The 24,066-nt window shown below is 59.8% G+C and carries 24 protein-coding genes; 14 read left to right on the forward strand and 10 right to left on the reverse strand.

Going from position 1 to position 24,066, the window contains the following annotated elements; translation table 11 throughout:
* Positions 1-61 precede the first annotated feature (61 nt).
* Genes puuE through AGR1_RS01680 form a run of 7 tightly spaced genes read left to right on the forward strand, consistent with a single transcriptional unit; the run spans position 62 to position 3,791 of the window.
* The gene (puuE, locus tag AGR1_RS01650) at positions 62-985 is read left to right on the forward strand and encodes an allantoinase PuuE (protein WP_149146006.1); all 924 of its coding nucleotides are present in this window, start codon (positions 62-64) and stop codon (positions 983-985) included.
* Entirely contained in the window at positions 985-1,482 is a 498-nt protein-coding gene (uraD, locus tag AGR1_RS01655; protein WP_149146007.1) for a 2-oxo-4-hydroxy-4-carboxy-5-ureidoimidazoline decarboxylase, read from the forward strand. The genes puuE and uraD overlap by 1 nt, the downstream gene beginning before the upstream one ends.
* Positions 1,483-1,535: 53 nt before the next feature.
* Entirely contained in the window at positions 1,536-1,826 is a 291-nt protein-coding gene (locus tag AGR1_RS01660) for a nucleotidyltransferase family protein (protein ID WP_035220685.1), read from the forward strand.
* Positions 1,823-2,185 carry a DUF86 domain-containing protein gene (locus tag AGR1_RS01665; protein WP_080789986.1) on the forward strand — a complete coding sequence of 121 codons (363 nt, stop codon included), beginning with the start codon at positions 1,823-1,825 and terminating at the stop codon, positions 2,183-2,185. The genes AGR1_RS01660 and AGR1_RS01665 overlap by 4 nt, the downstream gene beginning before the upstream one ends.
* Positions 2,186-2,188: 3 nt before the next feature.
* Positions 2,189-2,689 carry an ureidoglycolate lyase gene (locus AGR1_RS01670; RefSeq protein WP_149146008.1) on the forward strand — a complete coding sequence of 167 codons (501 nt, stop codon included), beginning with the start codon at positions 2,189-2,191 and terminating at the stop codon, positions 2,687-2,689.
* Positions 2,686-3,042 carry a hydroxyisourate hydrolase gene (uraH, locus tag AGR1_RS01675; protein WP_149146009.1) on the forward strand — a complete coding sequence of 119 codons (357 nt, stop codon included), beginning with the start codon at positions 2,686-2,688 and terminating at the stop codon, positions 3,040-3,042. The genes AGR1_RS01670 and uraH overlap by 4 nt, the downstream gene beginning before the upstream one ends.
* Before the next feature lie 5 nt (positions 3,043-3,047).
* Entirely contained in the window at positions 3,048-3,791 is a 744-nt protein-coding gene (locus tag AGR1_RS01680; protein ID WP_149146010.1) for a metallophosphoesterase family protein, read from the forward strand.
* 3 nt (positions 3,792-3,794) lie between these two features.
* Here AGR1_RS01680 and AGR1_RS01685 read toward each other — a convergent pair whose 3' ends face one another.
* Positions 3,795-5,060: a D-alanyl-D-alanine carboxypeptidase gene (locus AGR1_RS01685; RefSeq protein WP_187772159.1), complete on the reverse strand. Its 1,266-nt coding sequence runs from the start codon at positions 5,058-5,060 to the stop codon at positions 3,795-3,797.
* 189 nt (positions 5,061-5,249) lie between these two features.
* Between AGR1_RS01685 and AGR1_RS01690 the strand changes: the two genes are divergently transcribed.
* Positions 5,250-5,831, forward strand: coding sequence for a TetR/AcrR family transcriptional regulator (locus AGR1_RS01690; protein WP_149146012.1), 582 nt, complete (start codon positions 5,250-5,252; stop codon positions 5,829-5,831).
* Positions 5,831-6,175 carry a multidrug efflux SMR transporter gene (locus AGR1_RS01695; RefSeq protein ID WP_080789997.1) on the forward strand — a complete coding sequence of 115 codons (345 nt, stop codon included), beginning with the start codon at positions 5,831-5,833 and terminating at the stop codon, positions 6,173-6,175. Before AGR1_RS01690 ends, AGR1_RS01695 begins: the two co-directional genes overlap by 1 nt.
* A gap of 195 nt (positions 6,176-6,370) precedes the next feature.
* On the opposite strand, the gene AGR1_RS01705 is transcribed toward AGR1_RS01695, so the two are convergent.
* From AGR1_RS01705 to puuD, 4 genes are all read right to left on the reverse strand, one after another.
* Positions 6,371-7,504, reverse strand: coding sequence for an alpha-hydroxy acid oxidase (locus AGR1_RS01705; protein ID WP_187772018.1), 1,134 nt, complete (start codon positions 7,502-7,504; stop codon positions 6,371-6,373).
* Between the two features lie 80 nt (positions 7,505-7,584).
* Positions 7,585-8,304, reverse strand: coding sequence for a sulfite exporter TauE/SafE family protein (locus AGR1_RS01710; protein ID WP_080792737.1), 720 nt, complete (start codon positions 8,302-8,304; stop codon positions 7,585-7,587).
* Between the two features lie 304 nt (positions 8,305-8,608).
* Positions 8,609-9,919 carry a guanine deaminase gene (gene guaD / locus AGR1_RS01715; RefSeq protein ID WP_149146014.1) on the reverse strand — a complete coding sequence of 437 codons (1,311 nt, stop codon included), beginning with the start codon at positions 9,917-9,919 and terminating at the stop codon, positions 8,609-8,611.
* Complete coding sequence (gene puuD / locus AGR1_RS01720) at positions 9,916-11,178, reverse strand: urate hydroxylase PuuD (protein ID WP_149146015.1); 1,263 nt, start codon at positions 11,176-11,178, stop codon at positions 9,916-9,918. Before puuD ends, guaD begins: the two co-directional genes overlap by 4 nt.
* Before the next feature lie 507 nt (positions 11,179-11,685).
* On the opposite strand from puuD, the gene AGR1_RS01725 reads away from it, so the two are divergent.
* On the forward strand, positions 11,686-12,024 hold the full coding sequence (locus AGR1_RS01725) for a hypothetical protein (protein WP_003524238.1): 339 nt from the start codon (positions 11,686-11,688) through the stop codon (positions 12,022-12,024).
* Here the strand turns inward: AGR1_RS01725 and AGR1_RS01730 are convergent.
* The 5 genes from AGR1_RS01730 to AGR1_RS01755 form a co-directional block, all read right to left on the reverse strand.
* Positions 12,000-12,929, reverse strand: coding sequence for a LysR substrate-binding domain-containing protein (locus AGR1_RS01730; RefSeq protein ID WP_080790003.1), 930 nt, complete (start codon positions 12,927-12,929; stop codon positions 12,000-12,002). The two genes, AGR1_RS01725 and AGR1_RS01730, sit on opposite strands and share 25 nt — an antisense overlap.
* 237 nt (positions 12,930-13,166) lie before the next feature.
* Positions 13,167-14,018 (reverse strand): xanthine dehydrogenase accessory protein XdhC, encoded by an 852-nt coding sequence (xdhC, locus tag AGR1_RS01735; RefSeq protein WP_187772019.1) that lies wholly within the window; start codon positions 14,016-14,018, stop codon positions 13,167-13,169.
* A gap of 195 nt (positions 14,019-14,213) precedes the next feature.
* A complete protein-coding gene (gene xdhB / locus AGR1_RS01740; RefSeq protein WP_187772020.1) occupies positions 14,214-16,553 on the reverse strand; it encodes a xanthine dehydrogenase molybdopterin binding subunit in 2,340 nt (779 codons plus the stop codon).
* 194 nt (positions 16,554-16,747) lie between these two features.
* Positions 16,748-18,217: a xanthine dehydrogenase small subunit gene (xdhA, locus tag AGR1_RS01750; RefSeq protein WP_149146017.1), complete on the reverse strand. Its 1,470-nt coding sequence runs from the start codon at positions 18,215-18,217 to the stop codon at positions 16,748-16,750.
* A gap of 139 nt (positions 18,218-18,356) precedes the next feature.
* Positions 18,357-19,133, reverse strand: a complete 777-nt coding sequence (locus AGR1_RS01755; RefSeq protein WP_149146018.1) for a 3-hydroxybutyrate dehydrogenase — start codon at positions 19,131-19,133, stop codon at positions 18,357-18,359.
* 220 nt (positions 19,134-19,353) lie between these two features.
* Here AGR1_RS01755 and AGR1_RS01765 point away from each other — a divergent pair, with 220 nt between their 5' ends.
* From AGR1_RS01765 to sbmA, 4 genes are all read left to right on the forward strand, one after another.
* Complete coding sequence (locus AGR1_RS01765; protein WP_149146019.1) at positions 19,354-20,415, forward strand: LLM class flavin-dependent oxidoreductase; 1,062 nt, start codon at positions 19,354-19,356, stop codon at positions 20,413-20,415.
* Positions 20,416-20,469: 54 nt separating this feature from the next.
* Positions 20,470-21,222, forward strand: a complete 753-nt coding sequence (gene map, locus AGR1_RS01770; protein ID WP_149146020.1) for a type I methionyl aminopeptidase — start codon at positions 20,470-20,472, stop codon at positions 21,220-21,222.
* A gap of 183 nt (positions 21,223-21,405) precedes the next feature.
* A complete protein-coding gene (locus tag AGR1_RS01775) occupies positions 21,406-22,596 on the forward strand; it encodes an MFS transporter (protein ID WP_080790012.1) in 1,191 nt (396 codons plus the stop codon).
* Between the two features lie 181 nt (positions 22,597-22,777).
* Positions 22,778-24,052, forward strand: coding sequence for a peptide antibiotic transporter SbmA (gene sbmA / locus AGR1_RS01780; RefSeq protein WP_077981522.1), 1,275 nt, complete (start codon positions 22,778-22,780; stop codon positions 24,050-24,052).
* Positions 24,053-24,066 lie beyond the last annotated feature (14 nt).

A 24,066-nucleotide genomic window follows, 5' to 3' on the forward strand; every position in this document is an offset into this window, starting at 1 on the left:
GATCTGTTTTATGTCTCCCAAAATCGGTTTCCGCCTTGGGAGAGATGGTCTGGGTGGCTGAATGATTTCCGAGAATTACTCCCGCAATCTGGTGGGCTATGGCCGCAATGTTCCGGATCCGAAATGGCCGGGCGGCGCACGCATCGCCGTGCAATTCGTCATCAACTACGAGGAGGGCGGCGAAAGCTGCATTCTCGACAATGACAAGGCGTCGGAATCGCTGCTGTCGGAAATCGTCGGCGCGCAGCCGTGGCCGGGCCAGCGCAACCTCAACATGGAATCGATCTACGAATATGGCTCGCGTGCCGGTTTCTGGCGGCTGTGGCGCATGTTCACCGGGCTTGGCGTCACCACCACCGTTTACGGTGTGACCGCCGCCATGGCCCGTAACCCCGAGGCCGTAGCGGCGATGAAGGAAGCGGGATGGGAAATCGCCAGCCATGGTTATCGCTGGCTGGAATATAAGGATTTTTCCGAAGAGGAAGAGCGCAAACATATAGTCGAAGCCGTGCGTCTGCACACGGAAGTGACGGGCGAGCGTCCTTACGGCATGTATCAGGGTAAGCCTTCCGACAATACGCTGCGCCTTGTCATGGAAGAGGGCGGTTTCCTTTATTCGTCGGATTCCTATGCCGACGATCTACCCTATTGGGTGAAAGGTCCGAAGGACGAGCCTTTTCTGATCATTCCCTATACGCTCGAAACCAACGATATGCGGTTCGCCACGCCGCAGGGCTTCAATTCCGGCGACCAGTTCTTCACCTATCTGAAGGACGCGTTCGACGTGCTTTATCAGGAGGGCGTCGAAGGCGCGCCAAAGATGATGAGCGTCGGCCTGCATTGCCGTCTTGTCGGCCGTCCCGGGCGTGCGGCGGCACTTCGCCGTTTCATCGAATACGTGCTTAGCCACGAGAAAGTGTGGATCCCGCAGCGCATCGAGATCGCCCGTCACTGGCATGAACATCACAGGCCGGAGGTGCTTTGATGGTGACGCGTGAAGAATTTGTCAGCCGTTTCGGGGGCGTGTTCGAACATTCGCCCTTCATAGCCGAACGGGCCTATGACGCCGGCGGAGCGGGTTTGGAACTGACGGCGAAGGCTGTTCACGCCGTGCTTAGCGCGCAGTTTCGCGCCGCTTCCGAGGCGGAAAGGCTCGGCGTATTGCGGGCGCATCCCGATCTTGCCGGCAAGCTGGCGATTGCGGGCGAGTTGACGGCCGACAGCCGCAACGAGCAGGCCGGTGCGGGGCTGGACCGGCTTACCCCCGAAGAGCACGCCCGTTTTACCGCGTTAAACGGTGCCTATACCGAAAAATTCGGCTTTCCCTTCATCATCGCGGTCAAGGGGCTGAACCGGCACGATATTCTTTCCGCCTTCGAGACGCGCATCGGCAACGGTGCAGCCGAAGAATTTGAGACGGCGACGGCGCAGGTGGAAAAGATCGCCTGGCTGCGCCTTTCCTCGATGCTGCCGGAAGGCTGAATTGGCGAGCGGTAGCCGTTCTGCTAGAATCGCGCCGTCTGGAGATGAAGATCATGAGACCTTCCGAGGTGCTGGAAAAGAACAGGGAAGCGATCCGCGAAGCGACGAAACGCTTCAACGCGGCGAACCCGCGCGTGTTCGGCTCCGTCGCCCGTGGTGAGGACCGGCCGGACAGCGATCTCGATATTCTGGTGGATGCGCTGCCGGGCACGACGCTGTTTGATCTCGGGGGGTTGCTGGAGGAATTGAAGGCGCTGCTTGGTGTGGAGGTCGACGTCGTCACCTCAGGCGGCCTGCATTCGGACATACGGGCGCGGGTTCTGAAGGAAGCCAAAGCGGTATGAGTACGGATCGGCTTCTGCTCTATCTGAAGGAGATGGATGTTGCCGCCTCCAGAATAGGTGATTTCGTTCACGATATGGATGAGGCCGCTTTTTCTTCCGACACGCGGACGCAGATGGCGGTCATGATGGGTCTTGCCCTGATTGGCGAGGCGGTCGCCAAGCTGGATAAGCAATACCCCGCGTTTTTACAGCAGCATCCGGAGATCCCCTGGATCAAAATGAAGGGTATGCGCAATCTAATCGTGCATGATTATTTCCGGGCGGAACTCTCGGTCATCTGGAAAACGGTAACGCAGAGCATTCCGGATTTGCAGGCGCGTCTCTCCCTTCTCCGAAACTGGCATGCCCAAGGTGAATGACATTTGACTGATTTTCTCGACATAAAACCTCTCACCAAAGAGGCTTTCGCATCCTTCGGTGATGTGATCGAAACGACACCCTCTTCCATGCGGCATATCAATGGTGGCCAGACCGAGCGGCACCATGCGCTCGCAGCGCCGGAGGCGGCGGGTGAGGGCGCTCGTGTCATCCTCAATATTTTCCGCGGGCAGCCGCGCGCCTTTCCGCATCAAATAGAGATGATGGAACGGCATCCACTCGGCAGCCAGAGTTTTTCGCCGCTCTCCGGCCGGCCTTTCCTCGTGGTTGTCGCCGATGACGATGGCGGCCGGCCCGGCCGGCCGCAGGTGTTTCTGGCGCGGGGCGATCAGGGCGTGAACTATCGCCGCAATGTCTGGCACTATCCGCTGATGCCGTTGCAGGCGGTTTCGGATTTTCTGGTTGCCGACCGCGATGGGCCGGGTAACAATCTGGAAGAGTATTTTTTCGATGAGTCCTTCATGATCGCGGAGCCCAGCCTATGACCGGTTTGACAACCCATGTCCTCGACGCTGCCCACGGCACACCCGCAGAGGGGCTGACGATCGAGCTTTACCGGCTCTCCGATGATCGCCGCGAAAAGGTGAAGACGGTGCAGACCAATAGCGACGGCCGTGTCGATGGGGGGCCGCTGCTTGTCGGCGACAGTTTCAAGGCCGGCGAATACGAGCTGGTTTTCCATGCCGGCGATTATCTGCGCGGCAAGGGCGTGGTGCTGCCGGAGCCGGCCTTTCTCGACATTATCCCGATCCGTTTCGGCATTGCCGACGAGAGCGGCCACTACCACGTGCCGCTTCTGCTTTCGCCCTATAGTTATTCCACCTATCGAGGAAGCTGATTGCCATGATCTTTGCCGCCATTGCCGATATTCACGGAAACTGCGCAGCACTCGAAGCCGTGCTGGAGGATATCGCCCGTCTTGGCATCAAGGACATCGTCAATCTCGGCGATTGTTTCAGCGGCCCGCTGGAAGCGGGCTTTACCGGTGATGTGCTTGTTAGCAACTGGATTCCCGGCATTCGCGGCAATCATGACCGGGAACTGATCGAGCGCGCGCCGGAGGAGATGGGAAGCTGGGAAAGACCGGCGCATGCGCAGCTGAGCGCCGCCCATCTGGATTGGCTGCAAACCTTACCCTTCAGCATGGTGTTCAAGGATGTCGCCTATTGCTGCCATGGCTCGCCACTTGGTGATCTCGACTACTGGCTGGAAACGCTGTCGCCGGAAGGCGTGCTGAAACTGCGGCCGCTTGCCGAAATAGAGGAGCGGGCGGAAGGTATCACCCAGCCGCTGATGCTGTGCGGCCACACGCATATTCCCCGTGCGGTGCAGCTTTCCAACGGCCGGTTGATCGTCAATCCCGGTAGCGTCGGCTGCCCCGGCTGGAAGGACGACACGCCTTTCGATCATCGCGTGGAAGCGGGCCATGCGCTCGCCACCTATGCCGTGCTGGAAGAGACCGGGCGCGGCTGGCAGGTCTATTTCCGAAATATCCGTTACGACAATCTGGCCATGTCGGAAATGGCGAGGGTCAACGGCATTCCCTATCTGGCTGATGCATTGGAGAACGGTTGGCTGAAGCGGTAGGGATCACCCCTCACTGGTCATCACCACGCATGCATAGGACTGCGCCTTGAGCGCCTTGCAGGCGGCAACCGCCGAAGACTGGTCTTCGAAGCCGGTGAACCGGGCGCGGTAAAGCGTTGCCGATCCGCTTTGCACCGCTTCGGTATAGGGAGCGATCCCGGCATGGTTTCTGGCGATGTTGGAGCGGGCATTGGCGAGCAGCGAGCGGGCGGCGGCTTCGCTGTCGGTGGCGGCGATCTGCACTTCCCAGCGGCTGCGCTGGCCGGCGGAGGCCGCAGCGGGTGCCGGCCGCGGAATGGCTGAAACCTGCATCATGTCGGCCACCTGATCGTTTGCTGTGGCGATCTGCATGGCGACCGGATCTGCGCGGCGGCGTTCGGCAAACATGGGCAGCGGCACGGCCGCGGGCGGCAGATCGAAGGTACGGCTGACACTCGCGCTGGCGACGAGCTGTTCGGTATTGCGGCTTCTCGATGCCTGCGGCACGGCCTTGTCGAGAAGGGCGGCCATCTGGGCATCGCGGCTGCGGGCGGTCTTGCCGCCCAACACGACGCCAACGACACGGCGGCCATTATGGTTGACGGCGCTGACGAGGTTGAAACCGGAAGCGTTGGTGTAACCGGTCTTGATGCCGTCCATGCCCTTGTAGCGATACATCAGATTGTTGTGGCCACGGATGCGTTTTCCCCGAAAGCGGAAGGTTTCCATGGCGAAGAGGCGGTATTCCTTGGGAAAGTCACGCTGCAGCGCCAGGCCGAGTTTCGCCATGTCGCGCGCGGTCGTCACCTGCGATTTGCTGGGCAGGCCGGAGGCGTTGCGGAACACCGTTTTCGTCATGCCTAGCTGGCGGGCCTTGCGGGTCATCATTTGGGCAAAGCGCGCCTCCGAGCCGCCGAGATAGTCGCCCATGCCTTCCGCCATGTCGTTGGCGGATTTGACGATCATGCCATAGACGGCCTCGCGCACGGTGAAGGTCTGGCCCTGGCGCACATAGAGCTTCGAGGGGATGACCGACGCGCCGTTCTTTGACATCTTTATCTTCTGGTCCCAGCGCAGTTTCCCGGAATGCAAGGCCTCGAAGGTCATGTAAAGCGTCATCATCTTGGTGAGCGATGCGGGGTGGTTGAGCACATCGGCGTTGCGAGCGGCCAGAACCTTGCCGGTATTGGCGTCCATGATGAAATGGGCATAACCCGCCTGCGCAGGCGACGCCTGCAATGAGAGGATCGCGCAAAAGAAGGCGAGCGCGAAGACCCATGCACCCGCCATTCCCCGTTTGACCGTTCCCGACATAATTCACCCCTTTTGTTCGATCGCCGCGATGGGCGAAGTTTTACTGACACTTTCCGGCAACAAAACCGCTAAAACTTTAGAGATCGCTTTCATGCTTAATTAAGTATGAATTTCAAGCGGACGGGCGGCCCTACAATTTCCTTGAAAAGAAACCAACCATCCGGTATGTTTCGTGTCATGGCAAATGCATACGAACGCAAGAAGCAACCCGAACTCGTGCGCCGCAATCTTCTCGATTGCGCGGCCAGACTTGCTGCTGCACAGGGTGTTGCGGCGCTCTCGGTGCAGGCGGTTGCGGATGCGGCCGGGGTGACGAAAGGCGGGTTGTTCCATCATTTCCCATCCAAGCAGGCGCTGCTGGAAGCGGTCATGGCGGACCTTCTGGCGGCCCTGGACTGTGAAATCGATGACCTCGTCTCACAGGATTGTGAAGCTTTCGGGCGCTTTACGAGGGCCTATGTGAACGCAGTTTTCTCGGATCGGGGCAGGGATTCGGGGAAACAGTGGGCCGCGATTTCGGTTTCCATGGTCGGTGAACCGTCGCTTCGGCGCATGTGGAACAGCTGGATCGAGGGGCGGCTTGCCCGTCATAAGGAAACGGATGATGGGGTGGTACTGGAGCTGGTACGGCTTGCCGCTGACGGCATCTGGTTCGCCGATCTTCTGGCCGATGATGGCAGGGCAGGTGGCGACAGGGTGGCGCTCAAAAAGCGCATGATCGCGCAGACGAAGAAGGATGCAGGGTGATGAATGCAGCTGTCTTGACCTATGGAGCGCTCGTCGCCGCCATCGTCTGCGAAGTCATCGCGACCTCTTTTCTGCAGCAGTCGCAGCAATTTACACGGCTTTTGCCGACGGTGCTGATGGCGCTGTTTTACGGCGCGGCCTTTTATCTGCTGTCATTCACCCTGCGGGCGCTGCCGGTGGGCGTGGCCTATGCCATTTGGAGCGGGCTGGGCATCGTTCTGATTTCCGGGATCGGCTATGTCGTCTTCCGCCAGACGCTGGATACCGCCGCCGTCGTGGGCCTTGGATTTATCGTCACCGGGGTGGTGATCGTGAATGTGTTTTCGAAGACGGTGGGGCACTAGGCCCTCTTGTCCTCATCCTGTGCTTGTCACAGGAATCCAGCCGGCGCGCGTCTGCGCGACGGAAACACTCCTTTCAGCCCAAGGACTTGGGCTGGCTGGATCCCTGTGACAGGCACAGGGATGAGGGAGGCAGCGTAGGGCGGGACTTTATGGCGCATCGGCTCCGAGGCCCTGCCCATCTACTCGACGTCACCATCACGCCAGAATGCTGCGATCCACATCCGTAATCAGCCGCTTGCCGCAAAGCGCCATGCTGACATCCATCTCCTTGCGGATAATCTCCAGCGCCGTGGTTACGCCCCGCTTGCCATCGGCGCCGAGGCCATAGAGGAAGGGCCGGCCGATATAGGCACCTTTGGCGCCGAGCGCGACGGCTTTCAGCACATCCTGGCCGGAGCGGATGCCGCCATCCATATGCACCTCGACCCTGTCGCCGACAGCATCGACGATCTTCGGCAACATGGCGATGGAGGAGTGTGCGCCGTCGAGCTGCCGGCCGCCATGGTTGGAAACGATGATGGCGTCTGCGCCGGTATCGAGGGAGGCGCGGGCGTCTTCTTCATCAAGGATGCCCTTGAGGATCAGTTTGCCCCCCCAACGCTGCTTGATCCATTCGACGTCTTTCCACGACAGGCGCGGATCGAACTGCTCGGCCGTCCAGGAGGAGAGCGAGGAGAGGTCGGAGACATTTTTGGCGTGGCCGACGATGTTGCCGAAGCTGCGCCGCTTGGTGCGCGCCATGTCCAGGCACCATTTGGGCCGCGTGGCCATCTGCCAGATATGTTTCGGGGTGAATTTCGGCGGGGCCGAGAGGCCGTTGCGCAAATCCTTGTGTCTTTGTCCGAGGATTTGCAGGTCGAGCGTCAGCACCAGCGCCGAGCATCCGGCGGCCTTCGCCCGGTCGATCAGATTGTTGACGAAGTCGCGGTCCTTCATCACGTAGAGCTGGAACCAGAAGGGTTTCGAGGTGACGGAAGCGACATCCTCGATGGAGCAGATGCTCATTGTTGACAGCGTGAAGGGTACGCCGAATTCTTCGGCTGCTTTTGCGGCCAGCATTTCGCCATCGGCATGCTGCATGCCGGTGAGGCCGGTGGGGGAGAGTGCGACCGGCATGGATACCTTCTGGCCGACCATTTCGGTGGCCAGCGACCGGTCGGTCATATCCACCAGCACGCGCTGGCGCAGCTTTATCTTCGCGAAATCATCCTCATTGGCGCGGTAGGTGCTTTCCGTCCACGCGCCGCTATCGGCGTAGTCGAAAAACATCTTTGGCACACGGCGCTGCGCCTGCTGTTTCAGGTCCGCTATGGTCAGGATTTTGCCCATGGATAAAGCCTTCACATTTGAATGATTGCTTCGCATAGCATGGATGGCGTGGTGGCGACATTAAAATCGTCGCCGTACTGTTACCAAAATGCGCGCAGGAACAGTTCGCAGCCGAGCAGAAGCAGGCAGATGAGAAACCAGCGCCGGAACGTCGCCGGGCTGACGATGTGGCGAACCTTCTGACCGAGCCACATGCCGGCAAGGGCCGGCATGACGGCCAGCGCGGAAAGTGACAGATGCTCGACGTGAAAGGCATTCTGCGAGGCAAGCCCGGCAGCCAGTGCAAGGGTGGAAACGGTGAAGGAAAGGCCGAGCGCCTGCACGAGATCGTCGCGGTTAAAACCGAGCGACTGGATATAGGGCACGGCGGGCACGACGAAAATTCCGGTGCCGCCGGTCAGAAGGCCCGTCACCAGCCCCATGACGGGCGAGAGTTTTGGTTCCAGCCTTGCCGGAATCGAGACCGGTCTCGCAAGCAGACTATAGGCTGCGTAAACCGCAAGGCACAGGCCGAGCGCCGAGGTGGTCCAGACGCCGGTGCCCGATGTCATGAGCCGGATGCCGATGATGGTGCCAAGCGCGATGGCGATCATCATCGGCCACAGCCGCTTCACAATGGCCCGGAAATCAGGCCCAGCCAGCAATTGCCCGATATTGGTGATGAAGGAGGGCAGGATGAGCAGGCCGGCGGCGACGACCGGCGGCATGAAGAGGCCGAGCACGCCCATGGCGACGGTGGGCAGTCCCATGCCGGTCACCCCCTTGACGATGCCGGCAACGATGAAGGTCGCGAGGATCATGAGCAGGGTGGTTGTGTCTAAGTCGGGCACGGTCTGCTCCAGAGCGTTTTCGCACTCGGCCGAGATGGCGTCAGGCAATCATGTAGAGCGAGTGGGTGCCACGGGTTTCTTCTCCCCGCCGGGGAGAAGGTCGCGGCAGCGGGATGAGGGGGCAAGCTCTCCGAAATCCGGCGACGTTGCCCCCTCATCCGACCCTTCGGGCCACCTTCTCCCCGGACGGGGAGAAGAAACAAGCGGCAACCGCTTGCTTCAATATGGGCCTGCTTAAACGAGATCGCAGCCGAATGTTTCGGCCCCAGCCGAACTATGCCAGCACGCTCTTCATCGCCCGGCCGGCCACGTAGGTCTCCACCACGGTGCGGTCGTCGCCCATGGTCAGCATCAGGAACAGCTCTTCCGTCAAGCTTTTCACCACTTCCATCTTCAGCGCCATGGCAGGTGTGGAGGAAGCGTTGAGCACCGTGATGTCGGCATCCGTGCCGGCTTCCAGCGTGCCGATGCGGTCGACCATGGAGAGTGCTTCGGCATTGCCGCGCGTCATCAGATACCAGCTTTCCAGCGGGTTGAGGCGCTCGCCCAGCAATTGCTGGATTTTGTAGGCCTCATCCATGGTGCGCAGCATGGAATAGCTCGAGCCGCCGCCGATATCGGTGGCGACAGCGATCCGCACCGGCTTTTCGCGCCGTTGCAGCTTTTTCATCGGGAACAGGCCGGAGCCGATGAAGAGGTTCGAGGTGGGGCAATGCACCGCCACTGCGCCGGTTTCTGACAGCACATCCGCCTCGCGATCGGACAAATGAATGGCGTGGCCGAGCAGAGTCTTGTTGCCCATCAGACCGTAGCGCACATAGATGTCGGTATAGTCCGTCGCTTCCGGGTAAAGCTCGCAGGTATATTTGATCTCGTCCAGATTTTCAGACAGATGCGTCTGGATGAAGAGATCGGGAAATTCCTGCGCCAGCGCCTGGGCCGCTTCCATCTGCTTCGGGGTGGAGGTGATGGCGAAGCGGGGGGTGATGGCGACGTGGTTGCGTCCCTTGCCGTGCCAGTCGGCGATCACTTGCCGGGTCTCGTCGTATGAGGTTTCCGGCGTGTCCAGCAGACCCTGCGGGGCGTTGCGGTCCATCATCACCTTGCCGCCGACCATCAGCATGTTGCGCTTCATCGCTTCCGCGAAAAAGGCGTCGGCGGAGGTCTTGTGTACGGAGCAATAGGCAGCCGCCGTGGTGGTGCCGTGGCGCAGCAGCTCGTCGTAAAAATGCGTGGCGATGCGCTGGGCATGCGCGGTTTCAACGAAACGGCATTCTTCCGGGAAGGTATAGGTGTTCAGCCATTCCAGAAGGTTGGCGGCATAGGAGCCGATGACCTGCATCTGCGGGAAATGCAGGTGCATGTCGATGAGGCCCGGCACGATGAGATGCGGGCGGTGGTCCTTTTCCTCGACGTCTTCCGGTGCCGCCTTGCGAATATCGGCGTATTCGCCAATGGCGGCGATCCTGCCGTTTTCGATCAGCAGGCCGCCGTCTTCGATGTAGAGGTAGCTTTGGGTATCGTCGATCGAGAGCGGCGCGCGGCGGAAGCTCAGCAGGCGGCCACGCAGCAGAACCATGCTCATTCGGTTTTTCCTTCGGCTTTTCCAGCCCCGGAAACCGCACTTTCATACCAGGCGGTCAGCAGCTTGCGCTCATCCGGGGTGATGGCGGTGATGTTGCCGGGAGGCATGGCATGGCTTCGGCCGGCTTGCAAATAGATTTCACGCGCATGGGCGGCGATCTGTTCGTCGGTTTCGAGCTTTACGGATTTCGGCGTGAAGGGCACGCCTTCCCACACCGGTTCGGCCGCATGGCACATGGAACAGCGGCCCTGAACCACATCACGCGCCTTGGTAAAATGGGCGTCGCTGACGAATTGCTGCTGCATCGGCGAAAGCCTCGCTGCCTTCTGCTCTTCTTCGCCGGTCAGCACCTTCGGCACGGTGGAAAGCCACATGATGACGATGAAGATGAGCGCGGTCGCGAGCCAGGTCCATGTCGGCTTGCCCTTGCGGGCATGGGTGGTGTTGAACCAGTGGCGGATGGTGACGCCCATCAGGAAGACGAGTGCTGCGATGATCCAGTTAAACTGCGTGGCAAAGGCCAGCGGATAATGGTTCGACAACATGAAGAAGATAACGGGCAGCGTCAGGTAGTTGTTATGCAATGAGCGCTGTTTGGCGATGCGCCCATATTTCGGGTCCGGCGTGCGCCCGGCAATCAGGTCTGCGACGACGATCTTCTGGTTGGGGATGATGATGAAAAACACATTCGCTGACATGATGGTGGCGGTAAACGCGCCGAGATGCAGGAAGGCGGCGCGGCCGGTGAAAACCTGCGTATAACCCCATGCCATCGCCACCAGCGCGACGTAGAGCACCACCATCAAGCCCCAGGTATTGTTGCCGAGCGGCGATTTGCAGAGGAAATCGTAAAACAGCCAGCCAATGGCAAGCGATGCAAGCGACAGGCCGATGGCCTGGAACTGGGTGAGCGCCAGCACCGAATGATCGATGAGGAAGAGATCGGCGCCGCCATAATAAACGATGCAGAGCATGGCGAAGCCGGAAAGCCAGGTGACGTAGCTTTCCCATTTGAACCATGTCAGGTGCTCGGGCATCTGCGCAGGGGCGACCAGATATTTCTGGATGTGGTAAAAGCCGCCGCCATGCACCTGCCACTCCTCGCCATAGGCGCCTGGCGGCATATCCGGGCGTTTGACCAGCCCGAGATCGAGCGCGATGAAATAAAAGGACGAGCCGATCCAGGCGATGGCGGTGATGACGTGGAGCCAGCGGACGGCAAAGGCCATCCATTCCCACGCAATGGCGTATTCGTACATGCGGTTCCCCTGATCCTTGTGCAGCGCACCTTGCGAGAAATTTGGCCTTTAGGGAAGGGGAAAGCAAAGCTTGGGGCGCGATTGTTCACAATCCGATGCTTTTGTGTCTGCAATATCAGTTTGGCGTAACTTTAACATGGGTTGGCCCGGTAAAGTTGCATTAGCTCATTCCTGTCGCATCGTTTGTGCTTAGCTGGGTAACGCGACTCAGCTATTATCCTTTGTGCAGTCTGCTGATGTGTTAAAATGTAAGGCTGCGGAGTCCTGTGGGGCGTCTTGCCGGAAATCCATTCCGGTTTTATGCGCGACACGCAGGGCTTCCATGACATGTTTCGCTGGCGGTTCTTCCGAAAGCGGGCGCTGCGAACCCTGGGTGGGGGCAGATCAGGGGGCAGGTATCGCAGTTCCCGGCGCCGTTGTGTCCGGGTGAGTGTTGATGTGAAATTTGAATAAAGGGACGCAATGATCTTCCGGCAGCCGCCGTTGTTTTCAACGGAGACCATGCCGATGCGCCTTGTTCTGACGGTCCTCTTCCTATCTCTGGCGTTCAGCGCCACCGCGCTTGCCCATGAATCCCACAAGGGGTTTAAATATGAAAGCTATTGCTGCAATGGCGACGCCGAAACCGGCGACTGCCAGATGATCCCCACGCGCAGTGTTCGTGTCACGCCTGACGGTTACGAGGTCTCGCTCGCGCCCGGCGATCACCGCATGGTAACGCGGCGTCACGTCTTCAACTGGTCACAGCGCGAGGCAAGACGATCCGAAGATGGCGAATATCATCTCTGCCTGTTTCCGGACGAGGATACGCCGCGCTGTTTTTACGCGCCGGACATGGGGTTTTGAGACGGTTGCTGCGGATGGCTTTCTTCGATCCGTTTCAATATCCAGTCGCGAAACAGTTTGATCTTGCGGATGTTCCTGCGGTTTTCGGGGTAGACCAGCCAATAGTTCTTGCCTTCGCTGCTGAGGTGCTCGAAGGGTTGATAAAGTCGACCGAGCGCGATCTCGTCGGCATAGAGTTCCGGGGTGAGCATGGCCACCCCTTGGCTGGCGATCGCGGCGGCGGCTTCGAAGGCCTGCACATTGAGGCGGCTGCGGGGATAACGGTCTAGGCCGGGATTTTCGACGCCGACTTCCTGGAACCATTGGCTCCACCAGATATCGCCGGGATCGATGATGCGCAGGCGCAGCAGGTCTTCCGGTTTGTGCAATCCGCCGATGCTTTCGGCAAGGCTCGGATGCAGCATCGGCGTATAAACGCCGCGCAGCAATTGATGATAGATAAGCCCTTTGCCGTTATCTTTGCTCCAGCGAATGGCGACATCGCAATCGGATTGGGAAAAATCGATCAATGTCCCCGACGTTTCCAACCGCACGGCGATGGAAGGATGTTCGAGCTGGAAAGCTCCCAGATGCCGCGAGAGCCAGCGCGAGGCAAAGGTGGCCGTGGAATGGATGGTCAAGGTGGCGTCAGGCGTGTCACGCACACTATCGACAGCCTCCTGTAACATATTAAAAGCTTCGGCGACTTTCGGCGCAAGTTTCTGCCCGGCCTCGGTCAGCGAAACCTGCCGTGCCTTTCTGATGAAGAGCGGCTCGCCGATATTCTCTTCCAGCAGTTTCACCTGATAGCTCACCGCCGTCTGCGTCATGCCCAGTTCCTCACCGGCCTTGGTGAAACTGAGATGCCTTGCGGCGGCTTCGAACACCCGCAGGGCGTTCAGCGGGAACTGGCGCGACATTTTCATGAATAAGTTCTCTTTATGCCAATTGCCGAAGGTTTCATTGGTTTTTCTCCGGAAAACAGAGCATTTTTAGCTCAATTCATCAACTGAGCTTCTGACATTTTTGAATGGAGACGAACATGCGCACAGCACTCTTGCGCGCGTGGTCCCGCCTGCGTGCGGGCCTGCGGGCAGCAGAACGGTTTACCCTTGAGAGCCTTCAGCGAGACAATCTAGCGGATGAAAGCCTGCCGGATGGGCTCAGGCGTGATCTTGGCCTTGAGGATGGCCGTATCGATTTTCGCTGCGACGGGTTTCGGCAGCGGAAAATGCTTGCAGCAACTCGGCTGCCACAAGGGCCGCTATGATCGCAGGCCGCTTGTCGCGGACGCTGTTGCCGCCGATGGGCAGGATGAGTTTTTCAAGGCGGGAAGGGAGCTCTCCATCCCGCTCCAGCCAATGGGCGAAGGTGGCGCGTTTGGTCTTGGAGCCGATCATGCCGACATAGGCGAGATCGTCGCGGGCGAGCGCTTCCTTCGCAATGAGGAAATCGAGTGCGTGATCGTGGGTGACGATGATGGCGGCCCCGTTTGCCGGGATTTTCTGGGCGAGTGCTTCCGGCATGGGGGTGAGGATGGATGCGCTGCCCGCGGGAAGGGCGCGCAATTCGCTCTCCCGCGTTTCCACCACGGTCAATGTCAAAGGCAGGAGCGACAGGGCCTCGGCCAGCGCCTTGCCGACATGGCCTGCTCCGAAAATGAACACGGCCGGCTGCTGTTCGGCTTCGCCCTTTAGCCTCGCTACGATCGCCGTCGCGATCTCCGCCGTCACGCGTCGGAAGCGAATGAGGGTGCGGCCGCCGCAGCATTGGCCGATTTCGGGGCCCAACGGAATATCCATGCGGTCTTCGGCAGCACCTGTTCGCAGCATGGCGCGGGCGTGGTCTATCGCCATATATTCAAACTGGCCGCCGCCGATGGTTTCCCACAGCGCATTCTGGGAGACCAGCATGAAGGTGCCGGCCTCGCGTGGGGATGAGCCTTTGACGGATTCGATTTCCACGAGGATGGTTTGGGAGCGGGCGAGGAAGGTGGATAAGGAGGTGTCAGGCATTGGGGCTGGCCCCCTCATCCGGCGCTGCGCGCCACCTTCTCCCCGGCGGGGAGAAGAAATTTGCCGCGTTGCCTCGCAACTCCTGAAAGCATGTATGGTGGTCGCAACCGTTGCTCCGGGTTTCTTCTCCCCGCCGGGGAGAAGGTGGCCCGAAGGGTCGGATGAGGGGGCTCGGCCGCATGGATACGTCCTCCCTCAAACCTTCTTCAGCCGTTCCACCGCCATCAGCACCCGCTCGGGCGTTGCCGGCGCGTCAAGCCGCGGGCAGACCTTGTAATCTGCCACGGAGGCGACGGCCATGGAAAGCGCTTCGAGAACCGAGATCGCCAGCATGAAGGGCGGTTCGCCCACGGCTTTTGAGCGGCCAATGGTGGGTTCGGCATTTTCCGCCCATTCCGCCAGCCTGACGTTAAAGCTCTTCGGCCGGTCGGAGGCGAGCGGGATTTTGTAGGTGGACGGCGCGTGGGTGCGCAGCCGCCCCTTGCCGTCCCACCATAATTCCTCCGTGGTCAGCCAGCCCATGCCCTGCACGAAGGCGCCCTCAATCTGGCCAATATCGATGGCCGGGTTCAGCGACTTGCCGACATCGTGGAGGATATCGGTGCGTTCCATCAGGTATTCGCCAGTCAGCGTGTCGATCGACACTTCCGAACAGGCCGCGCCATAAGCGAAATAATAAAACGGCGTGCCACGGCCGGCGGCACGGTCCCAGTGGATTTTCGGCGTCTTGTAAAAGCCGGCGGCGGAAAGCTGCACGCGTGCGAAATAGGCCTTTTTGATGAAATCGTTGAAGGCGATTTCTTCGAGGCCGATGCGCACGCGGTTCGGCAGGAAGACGACTTCCTCTTCCGGCACGTTCCAGTTTTCGGCGGCGAATTTGACCAGCCTTTCACGAATCTGGCGGGCGGCGTCATAAGCGGCCATGCCGTTAAGGTCGGTGCCGGAAGAGGCGGCGGTGGCCGAGGTATTCGGCACCTTACCCGTCGTCGTTGCGGTGATTTTCACCCGGCTGATATCCACCTGGAAGGCATCGGCCACCACCTGCGCCACCTTGGTGTAAAGGCCCTGCCCCATTTCGGTGCCGCCATGGTTCAGGTGGATCGAGCCGTCATTATAGATATGTACCAGCGCGCCGGCCTGATTGAAGGCGGTCATGGTGAAGGAGATACCGAATTTGACGGGGGTGAGCGCGATGCCCTTGCGGATGATCGGGCTGGTTTTGTTGAATGCGATGATTGCATCGCGTCGTGTGCGGTAGTCACTGGAGGTTTCCAGTTCCTCGACGATGCGGGCGATGATGTTGTCTTCGACTTCCTGATGATAGGGGGTCGTGGTGCGGCCGGAGCCGGTCTCGCCATAGAAATTCAGCTTGCGGATGTCGAGCGGGTCCTTGCCCACCGCATAGGCGATTTCCTCGATGAACCGTTCCGCGCCCAGCATGCCCTGCGGGCCGCCGAAACCGCGAAAGGCGGTGTTGGAGACCGTGTGGGTTTTCAGCGGCCGCGAGGTGAGGTGCACATGCGGGTAGAAATAGCTGGAATCCGCATGGAACAGCGCGCGGTCCGTAACCGGGCCGGAAAGGTCGGAGGAAAAACCACACCGGGCGGCATAGGTTGCATCAACGGCGTGGATGCGGCCTTCGTCATCGAAGCCAAGCTCGTAATCGACGCGGAAATCATGGCGTTTGCCGGTGGCCGTCATGTCCTCGTCGCGGTCCGGGCGGATTTTGACGGCCCGGTTCAGCTTCTTGGCGGCGATGGCGCAGAGCGCGGCAAACTGGTTGCCCTGCGTTTCCTTGCCGCCGAAACCGCCGCCCATGCGGCGCACCTTTACCGTGACGGCATTGGACGGCACCTGCAGGATGTGGCTGACAATATGCTGGATTTCGCTCGGATGCTGGGTGGAGCTCCACACCGTCACCTCGTCATCCTCGCCCGGCACCGCCATGGCGATGTGACCTTCGAGGTAGAAATGCTCCTGTCCGCCAATGCGCATCGTTCCGGTGAGGCGGCGTGGCGCGACATCCATCTCGATTTTGGCATCGCCCCGCTTCAACGTCATCGGGTCGATGACGAGCGCGCCGCCATTTTCAATCGCCGTATCGATATCGGTGAAATGCGCCAGATCCTTGTAGGTGATCTTCGCCTTGCGGGCCGCCTTTCTGGCGATATCGCGGGTTTCGGCGAAGACCGCGAAGATCGGCTGGCCGTGGAATTCGACCTTTGTCTCGGCCAACAAGGGTTCGTCGTGACGGCCGCCTGACGAGACGTCGTTTTCGCCGGGTACGTCCTTACCGGTCATGACCCAGAGCACGCCCGGTGTGGCCTCGACCTCGGAAAGGTTCATCGAGAGGATTTCCGCATGGGCGCGGTCTGCAAGGCCGAGTGCACCGTGGACGAGGCCGGCGGGTTCGGGAATATCATCGATATATTCGGCGCTGCCGGTTACGTGCTTGTGGGCGGAATCGTGCCGGAGCGAGGTGTGCATCGAGCCGTCGATTTCGGTCTTGGTCTTGTCGAAGCTTGTGGTGTCCATGGTTCAAGCTCCTCCTTCGTGAACTACGGCGTATGGCAGCGATAATATTCCCTCATTCCTGTGCTTGTCACAGGAATCCAGCCAGCCCAAGTCCTTGGGCTGAAAAGAGTCTTTCGCCGCGCCGACGCGCGTCGGCTGGATTCCTGTGACAAGCACAGGAATGAGGGAGGTTGAGCGGGTCGCCATCGCCATCATCACACCTCCTCCAGCGAGAACCGGCTGAGTACCTGCTTCTCCCCTGATGTCTCGAGGAAAAACCGTGTCAGCAAATTCTTGGCCGTGAGTTGCCGATATTCGGCGCTCGCACGCCAGTCGGTCAGCGGTGTAAAATCCTCGTCCAGCGCATCGCGTGCGGCATCGATCGTTTCTTGGCGCCAGGCTTTACCGAGAAGCGCGGCCTCCAGATGTGCAGCGCGTTTCGGCGTGCCGGCCATGCCGCCGAAGGCGATGCGGATGTCTTCGACAGCGCCGTCGGCATCGAGCGTCAGGTTGAAGGCGCCGCAGAGCGCGGAAATATCTTCGTCACGGCGCTTGGAAATCTTGTAGACGGCGTAGAGGCTTTCCGGCTTTCGGAACGGAATGAAGAGCTTTTCGACGAATTCGCCGCTCAGCCGGTCCTGTTTGCCGTAATCGATGAAATAGCTTTCAAGCGGCACGGTGCGGCCGCCGGAAGACGAACGCAGGGTGAGCGTGGCCCCGAGCGCGATCAGCGCCGGCGGCGTGTCGCCGATGGGCGAGCCGTTGGCGATATTGCCGCCGATGGTGCCCATATTGCGCACCTGTTCGCCGCCAAGCCGATCAAACAACCGGGCAAGCGGCGGGAAGTGCTCCGCGATGGTCTTGAAGGCCTGACTGTAGGTGACGCCAGCGCCCAGTGTCACGCCCTCTTCACCCACGGTGATGGTTTGCAGATCCCCGAGATTATTGATGAAGATGACTGGGTTCAGCGCCCGCATCTGCTTAGTCACCCATAGGCCGACATCGGTGGAGCCGGCCACGATGGTCGCCTTCGGTTCGGCAGCGTAAATCTCGGTCAGCTCGACCAGCGTCGCTGGAATGATGGTGCGGCCCTCTCCGTGGGTGACTGTGATCGTTTCATTGGCGCGAATGGCCCAGAGCCTTGCCATGATATCGGTGCGGTCGCGTTGCAGCGGGTCGAAGAGGGCGCTCGGGCGCGCGGCGGCGATCTTTTCGGCGGCGCGGACTATCGGCTCATAGCCCGTGCATCGACAGAGATTGCCTTGCAGCGCCTTTTCGATGTCGGCGCCGCCGGGGTTTTCACTGGAAAGCCACAGGCCGTAGAGCGACATGATGAAGCCCGGCGTGCAGAAACCGCATTGCGAGCCGTGGAAGTCCACCATCGCCTGCTGCACGGGGTGCAGCGTGCCATCGCGCGCGGCCAGATGCTCCACCGTGACGATATGGGCGCCGTGCAGCGAACCTAAAAAGCGGATGCAGGCATTGACGCTTTCATAACGCAGCGAACCGTCCAGCAGCCGCCCGACCAGCACCGTGCAGGCGCCGCAGTCGCCTTCGGCGCAGCCTTCCTTGGTCCCGGTCAACCGCTTGTTGATGCGGAGATAATCGAGAAGCGTGTCTGTCGGTCCGAAACCCTTCAGCGAGATGGTTTCGCTGTTGAGGATGAAACTGATCGCGTCGTTCATGCAATGCCCTGCTTTTTTTGACCGGCTGCCGAGCCGGTTTCTTGTCATTATCCCTGCGCATCATATGCACGCCGCCGCGCGCATATCGATTTCCGTTTTGGCAATTCATTATTTCCAAACCGGAAAGAAAATTCCGCAATTATTGCGCCGTCCAGCCGCCATCCACGGAAATATGCGTGCCGGTAATGTTGCTTGCGGCATCGCTTGCCAGAAATACTGCCGCGGCGGCCACATCGTCGACGGTGACGAATTGCTTGGTTGCCTGCAATTCCAGCATCACGTCGTTCTTCACCGCCTCTTCGCTGATGCCGCGCACCTTGGCCATTTCAGGTATCTGCTTTTCAACCAGCGGGGTCAGCACATAACCGGGACAAATGGCGTTGACAGTGACGCCGGTCTGCGCAAGCTCCAGCGCCGCCGTTTTCGTCAGGCCCATGATGCCGTGTTTGGCCGCCACATAGGCCGATTTAAACGGCGAGGCGACGAGGCCATGGGCCGAGGAAATGTTGATGATGCGGCCTTTGCCAGCCTTCTTCATCAGCGGTATCGCGGCACGCATGGTATGGAAGGAACTAGTCAGATTGATGGCGATGATCCAGTCCCATTTTTCCGTCGGGAACTCCTCGATGGGCGCTATATGCTGAATGCCGGCATTGTTGATGAGCACATCCACAGAGCCGAGCTTTTCATGGGAGGAATTGATGAGGTCGGCAATCTCGTCCGGTTTCGTCATATCGGCGGGGTGGTAAAGCACGCGCCCGCCACTTTCGGCTTCCAGCAGAAGGCGCAGTTTTTCAATCTCGTCCTCGTCGCCGAAACCATTCAGCACGATATTGGCGCCTTCCCTTGCAAATCTCTGGGCAATGCCAAGGCCGATGCCGCTTGTAGAACCTGTCACGATAACTGTCCGATGCATGCTTTCCCCTTTTTGCATTACTTCGCACATATTTAAGCAAGGTATGCCCAAAGGGGGCGGGCTGGCAATCGCCATTTAGGATTGAGCGTGCAAGGCGGTTCGTGCGGCCGGGGCCATCGATTTTTTCGACGCTAAACATCCAGATTTTGCGCCAGATTTTGCATTTGCCTGCGGGGGCTTCCGTCCCTATCTCTGAGGCAAGCAAACAGAGGTATCGTCTATGGAACTCGGTCTTTACACATTCGCGGATGTCAATCCCAACCCCGCCGATGGCCGTGGGCCGGAGGGCGCACGCCGGCTGCGGGAACTCATCGAAGAGATCGAACTTGCCGATCAGGTCGGGCTCGATGTTTTTGGCCTGGGTGAGCATCACCGTCCGGATTATGTCGTTTCCTCTCCCTCCACCGTGCTGGCGGCGGCGGCAGTGAAGACGAAGAATATTCGCCTGACGAGCGCCGTCTCGGTGCTGAGTTCGGATGATCCAGTGCGGGTGTTCCAGCAGTTCTCGACCGTCGATCTCCTGTCGAACGGCCGGGCCGAGATCATGGCCGGGCGCGGTTCTTTCATCGAATCCTACCCGCTCTTCGGTTACGATCTCGAGGATTACGACGTGCTCTTCGCCGAAAAGCTCGATCTGCTTCTGGCGCTGCGCGAACAGGAAATCGTCACCTGGTCCGGCACCAAACATCCAGCCATCAATGGTCGCGGTGTTTATCCGCGTCCGTTGCAGGAGCGTCTGCCGGTGTGGATCGCCGTGGGCGGCACGCCGCAATCGGTGGCGCGGGCGGGCGCCATGGGCCTGCCGGTGGCGCTTGCCATTATCGGCGGCGAATATCGCCGTTTCGCGCCGCTGTTCGACCTCTACCATGAGGCCGCGCGCCGGGCAGGGCAGGAAAAAACCAAGCAGCGCACCAGCATCAACGTACACGGCTTCATTGCCGACACCACCGACATGGCGGCCGACCAGTTTTACGGCCCGCAGGCGGAAGTGATGAACCGTATAGGCCGCGAGCGCGGCTGGGGGCCGACGAACCGGGCGCATTTCGACGCCGCACGCGGGCCGGAGGGCAATCTCTTCCTTGGCGAGCCGGAACTGGTGGCGGAAAAGATCATCAAGGCGCATGGAGTCTTCAAGAATGATCGCTTCCTGTTGCAAATGGCCATCGGCCTGATGCCGCATGACCAGATCATGCGCGGCATCGAGCTTTATGGTACGAAAGTCGCCCCTATTGTCAGAAAAGAATTGACGGGGAGCGCCGATCCGGTGAAAGCCACGGCCTGATAATTACCAAGGCGGGCGCTCTCAGACCCGCCGGACAGAGTAACGGACAGAGACATGGTCATTTCCACCGAAGAAGAACTTGATCTGCTGAAGGATATCGGCCGCTTGTGCGCCGTTGCGATGCAGACAATGGCGGACGCGCTGGAACCCGGCATCACCACGGCCGAGCTGGATGCTATCGGCCGCAAGGTGCTGGAAGATAACGGTGCGCAATCGGCGCCGGAGTTTTGCTACCAGTTTCCCGGCGCGACCTGCATCAGCGTCAATGAGGAAGTGGCCCACGGTATTCCGGGACCGCGCATCATCAAGGCGGGTGACCTCGTCAATATCGATGTCTCGGCGGTGAAGAACGGTTTTTTCGGCGATACAGGTTCGTCTTTCGCCGTGCCGCCGGTGAAGAAGGAAATCGAGCGGCTTTGCCGCGATGGCAAGCGCGCCATGTGGACAGGCTTGCAGCAGGTGAAAACCGGCCGGCCTTTCGCCGATATCGGCAACGCCATCGGGGCTTTCGCCAAAAAGAACCGCTATACGCTGATCACCAATCTCGCCAGCCACGGTATCGGCCGCTCGCTGCATGAGGAGCCGAAGGAACTGGCGACCTGGCCGGACAAGGATGAGCGGCGCATCATGCAGGAAGGCATGGTGTTCACCGTCGAGCCGTTTCTCTCGACGGGCGCCTATTGGGCCGAGGATGGCGATGACGATCCTTGGACGCTCTACAGCGACCCGAGCGCGCCGACGGTGCAGTATGAACATACGGTGGTGGCGACAAAGAACGGGCCGCTGGTGTTGACGCTTGTTGAGTGAGGGGCGGGGGCAGAGATATGCGGATAGCTTGCCCCCTCATCCGACCCTTCGGGCCACCTTCTCCCCGGCGGGGCGAAGAAACAAGCGGCAATATCCGAACATTCATGACCGATAACGACTGCTTATAACGCCGATCAAAATAACTCGTTTGTCCGTCATCTGCCCCGTTGCGATAAGCCATGCATGAGCATCGACAAGCCACTTTCCGCCAGACATCTGACCGCACTCGGACTTTCCGGGGCGCTGATGATGGCCTCCGCTATGGGTTTCGGCCGTTTTTCCTTCACCCCCATCCTGCCTGGCATGATGGCCGACGTTCCGCTTTCGGCGGGGGATGCGGGGATCGTGGCGGCCGGGAATTTCGCCGGTTATCTGGCGGGTGCGGTTCTGGCGGCCTATTCGTGGGGATCGGGGCGGGAACGGCTGGTGGCGCTTTGCGGCCTGTTTTCCACGGCTGCGCTGCTGCTTGCCATGGCTGCTTTCAATTCCGTCGCGGCCTTTACCGTCATCCGGTTTCTGGCCGGTGTCGCCAGTGCGCTGACCATGATCTTCACCTCGCAGATCGTTATCGGCCATGCCGTCAAGGCGGGCAGGGACAGCGTTCAGGCGCTGCATTATGGCGGTGTCGGGGCCGGTATCGCGATCTCCTCGCTTGCGGTCTATCTGATCGGCGTCGTTTTTGACGGCGGCGGCTCCTCGTGGAGAGAGGAATGGATTGCCGGCGCGGTCTTTTCCTTCGTCACCTTTCTCCTTGTCTTTCGTGTGCTTCCCGCTGGCCCGCCGAGGTATGCATCTTCGGCGGCGGAACCGCCGCTTGTCTGGACAAGGCCGCTATTTCTGACGACACTCGCCTACGGGCTTTTCGGCTTCGGTTACGTCATCACCGCCACTTTTATCGTGGCGATTGCCCGCATGGCCTCTGCCGGTGCTTTCGTGGAGTTTCTGGCTTGGTTCATCACCGGCTGCGCCGCCGCCATTTCGCTGTTCCTGTGGAAACCGGTGTTGAAATCGCAGGGGCTAAAGCGCGCTTTCGTTATCGTGCTGGCGCTGGAAGCTGTCGGTGTTTTCGCTTCGGTGATGCTGCCGCCGGTGCCGGGCGTTCTCGGCGGCGGCCTGCTTCTCGGGCTGACCTTCATGGTCATCACCGCTTATGGCCTGCAGCTCGGCCGGGAATTTGCAGGCCCGAGCCCGCGCCGAGCCTTTGCGCTGATGACGGCTGCTTTCGGCACGGGCCAGATCGTCGGGCCGCTTGCCGCCGGCTGGATTGCCGAGGTGACGGGAAGTTTTACCGCGCCCAGCATTCTCGCTTCCGCCGTGCTCGTTGTCAGCATTTTACTGATGTTGCCGGTGCTCGCCACGGAGCGGCGGCGCTAGGCCGCTGGCCGTCTCTTCCGCCTTTCATCCGCTGTTTCCGGGGGCGTCGCCCGCCGTCTGCGCCTTACATCTTGTTAAGGTCAGTGCTTCTTCATTGCTGTGCACAAATTTCTGCCCTAGGTTCGGGCCATCTAGTGCTTCGCCAATAATGGCTGATTTCAAACGCGCGTGAGTTCGAAACGTGTTTCATTGCTTCTTTCCCAAACCGAAATTGTTCTTCACGTCGGCCTTCGTCTGGGCGATGGCCATGATCGGCGTGTGGTACGCCGGCGGCCGCAATTGGGGTGCCATAATTGGTCTGCCGCCTCTGCCTGCCGGACAAGAGCCGGTCATCGGCGTTTCGGTTTTCTGGTCCACCCCGTTCTTGTGGTTCTATATTTATTATGCCGTTGCCGCGCTGATCTTTTCCGCGTTCTGGTTCTGGTATCATCCGCATCGCTGGCAGAACTGGTCGGTTCTTGGATCGGCGCTGATCATCTTCGCGACCTATTTTTCCGTGCAGGTGAGTGTTGCGGTGAATGCTTGGTATGGGCCGTTTTATGACCTTATCCAGCAGGCTCTGGCGCGGACGGCGCCTGTGACGGCCGAACAACTCTACATGGGGTCGCTCGGTTTTGCTGGTATCGCCTTCGTCGCCATCTTCGTCGGTGTGCTCAATCTGTTTTTCGTCAGCCATTATATCTTCCGCTGGCGCACGGCGATGAACGAATTCTATATGTCGAACTGGGATCGGCTTCGCCACATCGAGGGCGCCTCGCAGCGTGTGCAGGAAGACACCATGCGTTTCTCTTCCACCGTCGAAGGACTGGGGGTGGGGTTTGTGCGGGCGATCATGACGCTGATCGCGTTTCTGCCGGTGCTGTTCACATTCTCGGAAACGATTACGGATCTGCCGCTTTTCGGTGCCGTGCCCCATGCTCTCGTGTGGGCCGCCATCGTCTGGTCAGTGTTCGGCACGGTTTTTCTCGCGCTCGTGGGTATCAAGCTACCCGGGCTGGAGTTCCGCAATCAGCGCGTGGAGGCTGCGTATCGTAAGGAGTTGGTCTATGGCGAAGACCATGAAGAGCGCGCGGATCCTCTGACGATCGGCGAGTTGTTTGCCAATGTGCGGAAGAATTATTTCCGCCTCTATTTCCACTATCTGTACTTCAACGTCGCCCGCATTTTTTATCTGCAGGCGGACAACATCTTTGGCACGCTGGTTCTCATCCCGTCGATCGTCGCCGGCAAGGTCACGCTCGGACTTATGAATCAGGTCCTGAATGTTTTCGAACAGGTGCGCGGCTCATTCCAGTATCTCGTGAACTCTTGGACGACCATTGTCGAACTCCTGTCGATCTACAAACGTCTGAAAGCCTTCGAAGCGGCGATCGAGGGGCAGGAGCTTCCCGAAATTGACCAGCGATATCTACTGCGGGAAGCCAAAGGCGGCGAATTGAATGCCAACCGCCCCTGAGCAAACAAAAAGGC

This window comes from Agrobacterium sp. B1(2019) (assembly GCF_008274755.1).
Lineage (GTDB): Bacteria > Pseudomonadota > Alphaproteobacteria > Rhizobiales > Rhizobiaceae > Agrobacterium > Agrobacterium salinitolerans.

Excerpts from the sequence above, each read along its gene's own strand:
- AGR1_RS01775 (WP_080790012.1), top strand. The coding sequence starts at position 21,406 with ATGAGCATCGACAAGCCACTTTCCGCCAGACATCTGACCGCACTCGGA.
- uraD (WP_149146007.1), top strand. The coding sequence starts at position 985 with ATGGTGACGCGTGAAGAATTTGTCAGCCGTTTCGGGGGCGTGTTCGAA.
- AGR1_RS01765 (WP_149146019.1), top strand. The coding sequence starts at position 19,354 with ATGGAACTCGGTCTTTACACATTCGCGGATGTCAATCCCAACCCCGCC.
- AGR1_RS01710 (WP_080792737.1), bottom strand. The coding sequence starts at position 8,304 with ATGATCCTCGCGACCTTCATCGTTGCCGGCATCGTCAAGGGGGTGACC.
- AGR1_RS01660 (WP_035220685.1), top strand. The coding sequence starts at position 1,536 with ATGAGACCTTCCGAGGTGCTGGAAAAGAACAGGGAAGCGATCCGCGAA.
- xdhA (WP_149146017.1), bottom strand. The coding sequence starts at position 18,217 with ATGAACGACGCGATCAGTTTCATCCTCAACAGCGAAACCATCTCGCTG.
- map (WP_149146020.1), top strand. The coding sequence starts at position 20,470 with ATGGTCATTTCCACCGAAGAAGAACTTGATCTGCTGAAGGATATCGGC.
- puuE (WP_149146006.1), top strand. The coding sequence starts at position 62 with ATGATTTCCGAGAATTACTCCCGCAATCTGGTGGGCTATGGCCGCAAT.
- AGR1_RS01665 (WP_080789986.1), top strand. The coding sequence starts at position 1,823 with ATGAGTACGGATCGGCTTCTGCTCTATCTGAAGGAGATGGATGTTGCC.
- AGR1_RS01705 (WP_187772018.1), bottom strand. The coding sequence starts at position 7,504 with ATGGGCAAAATCCTGACCATAGCGGACCTGAAACAGCAGGCGCAGCGC.
- AGR1_RS01730 (WP_080790003.1), bottom strand. The coding sequence starts at position 12,929 with ATGAAAATGTCGCGCCAGTTCCCGCTGAACGCCCTGCGGGTGTTCGAA.
- puuD (WP_149146015.1), bottom strand. The coding sequence starts at position 11,178 with ATGTACGAATACGCCATTGCGTGGGAATGGATGGCCTTTGCCGTCCGC.
- xdhC (WP_187772019.1), bottom strand. The coding sequence starts at position 14,018 with ATGCCTGACACCTCCTTATCCACCTTCCTCGCCCGCTCCCAAACCATC.
- AGR1_RS01695 (WP_080789997.1), top strand. The coding sequence starts at position 5,831 with ATGAATGCAGCTGTCTTGACCTATGGAGCGCTCGTCGCCGCCATCGTC.
- AGR1_RS01685 (WP_187772159.1), bottom strand. The coding sequence starts at position 5,060 with ATGGCGGGTGCATGGGTCTTCGCGCTCGCCTTCTTTTGCGCGATCCTC.
- xdhB (WP_187772020.1), bottom strand. The coding sequence starts at position 16,553 with ATGGACACCACAAGCTTCGACAAGACCAAGACCGAAATCGACGGCTCG.
- AGR1_RS01725 (WP_003524238.1), top strand. The coding sequence starts at position 11,686 with ATGCGCCTTGTTCTGACGGTCCTCTTCCTATCTCTGGCGTTCAGCGCC.
- AGR1_RS01680 (WP_149146010.1), top strand. The coding sequence starts at position 3,048 with ATGATCTTTGCCGCCATTGCCGATATTCACGGAAACTGCGCAGCACTC.
- uraH (WP_149146009.1), top strand. The coding sequence starts at position 2,686 with ATGACCGGTTTGACAACCCATGTCCTCGACGCTGCCCACGGCACACCC.
- AGR1_RS01755 (WP_149146018.1), bottom strand. The coding sequence starts at position 19,133 with ATGCATCGGACAGTTATCGTGACAGGTTCTACAAGCGGCATCGGCCTT.
- AGR1_RS01690 (WP_149146012.1), top strand. The coding sequence starts at position 5,250 with ATGTTTCGTGTCATGGCAAATGCATACGAACGCAAGAAGCAACCCGAA.
- guaD (WP_149146014.1), bottom strand. The coding sequence starts at position 9,919 with ATGAGCATGGTTCTGCTGCGTGGCCGCCTGCTGAGCTTCCGCCGCGCG.